The organism is Enterobacter sichuanensis, assembly GCF_002939185.1.
GTDB lineage: Bacteria > Pseudomonadota > Gammaproteobacteria > Enterobacterales > Enterobacteriaceae > Enterobacter > Enterobacter sichuanensis.
On sequence record NZ_POVL01000134.1, the window covers coordinates 1 to 1,883 of the forward strand.

Genomic DNA, 1,883 nt, shown 5'->3' on the forward strand with positions numbered 1-1,883 from the left:
AAATTACAGCACAGGATGGTAAGTATTGACTCTCACCAGATTGTCCATAATAAGGTTTTATTGCATATCTGTTGTTTAATTTTGAGTTGTGTTTTCTGAATTTTAATTTTTTGCTATCAATATATTCAACTTCGAATAAATTTCCTTTCATCCCGCTTGATGGGTCAGTATATGATTTTGCGTCACGGACTAATGCTTCTATTTTAGGGTTCATCAGGACGTTTGTATTTCTAATTATTTTAAAGCAATTAGGGTTATCAAATTCTTCGGAACGTAATGAGGGGGATTTAACAGAGTTGCTGATAATGTGTAATAAAGATGTTTTACAAGTTCCATTAGTCCCAGAAATGATGTTCACGGTAGGCTCAAATTGGAATTTTAAATTTTCAAGTTTTCTGTATTTGTGAACAATAATTTCATTTATCATTCTATATATCCTTTTTGTAAACAATTCAATTGCTATGTGCTTATTGAAACTTTATTTGTTTATTGCTTTATAAGTATACAGTTACTTTGGAATCGACCCTAATTTACCTCTATCACCTTGGCAAGTACAGGGCTGTTGGCACAATAATAGATTTAGTTGCAATCGGCCTTTTTGTTAGCTTTAACCAATTGTTGGGATGTAAATGATAGTCTTTACCTATATAAATGTTTTTTTCAGCCCAAAACTACTCTAATTTATTTCAATACATAAACAGTAATTCACTATTCATCATTACCATCAACTCAATGAGCGTGAATCCGTGTTGTTTGTCCATATCTGCTCCTTAGGTTAAGTGGCGCTACTCTGTCAGCGCGAAAGGGCAGAAACGAGGGGCAAAAAAGGGAACGGGAAAGGGGCTTCAGAGAATTCATTCTGCGTTGCAGGGAGGTACAACGGAATTGCGAGCGGGGCAGACATTCCCCTCTCCGGGTGGAGAGGGGTGCCATCATTATTTGAAACGCATGGAGAGGTCGAGAGCGCGAACGTGTTTGGTCAGAGCCCCGACGGAGATGTAATCCACGCCCGTCTCGGCGAACTCACGGATCGTGTCGAAGGTGACATTCCCGGACACTTCAAGCTGTGCCTGGCCGTTGGTGAGCTTGACGGCTTCGCGCATCTGCTCTGTTTCGAAGTTATCGAGCATGATGATATCAGCCCCGGCCTTAATTGCCTGGTCGAGCTCCTCCAGGTTTTCGACCTCCACTTCAACGGGCACGTCCGGGTGCAGCCAGAAGGCTTTCTCAACCGCCTGACGCACGGAGCCAGAGGCAATAATGTGGTTCTCTTTAATCAGGAAGGCGTCGGATAATCCCAGACGATGGTTTGCGCCACCGCCGCAGAGTACCGCGTATTTCAGCGCTGTACGCAGACCCGGCAGCGTTTTGCGGGTGTCCAGCAGCTGGGTACGGGTGCCAGCCAGCAGGTTAACGTAGCGACGGACTTCACTTGCCACACCGGACAAGGTCTGGACGAAGTTAAGGGCGGTACGTTCGCCGGTCAGCAGCACGCGGGACGGGCCGTCGAGTTCAAACAGCGGCTGGTTTGCGGCGATCGCATCGCCGTCTTCAACATGCCAGACGATCTGCACATCATCGCCCGCCAGCTGGGTAAAGACCTCTTCAACCCAGCGCTTGCCACAAAAAACGCCCTCTTCACGGGTGATAATCACCGCGTGAGAGCGTGTCTCTTTTGGCAACAATTGTGCGGTAATATCCTTTTCGGCATTCACGTCGCCGCCCAGGTCTTCTTTCAGAGCATGGGCGACGCTTGCCGGAATATCCATATTAATACGTTCCAGAAGCGCTTCACGTCGGTGGTCGGGGTTGTAGCGGCGAGGCGGCATGATAAAACTCCAAATTGGTAACGAATCATAATATTGAAACATGCTACTCTGAAC

Annotated in this window: 2 protein-coding genes and 1 pseudogene; all 3 read right to left on the reverse strand. The window is 46.2% G+C overall.

Annotation, left to right across the window (positions count from 1 at the left end):
- A pseudogene (locus C5687_RS24715) lies at window positions 1-427 on the reverse strand (AAA family ATPase); the annotation flags it as partial.
- A 259-nt stretch (window positions 428-686) separates the two neighbouring features.
- Entirely contained in the window at window positions 687-761 is a 75-nt protein-coding gene (locus C5687_RS25435; protein WP_104558220.1) for a prepilin-type N-terminal cleavage/methylation domain-containing protein, read from the reverse strand.
- A 174-nt stretch (window positions 762-935) separates the two neighbouring features.
- Window positions 936-1,829, reverse strand: a complete 894-nt coding sequence (nadC, locus tag C5687_RS24070; protein ID WP_045284787.1) for a carboxylating nicotinate-nucleotide diphosphorylase — start codon at window positions 1,827-1,829, stop codon at window positions 936-938.
- Between the last annotated feature and the right edge of the window lie 54 nt (window positions 1,830-1,883).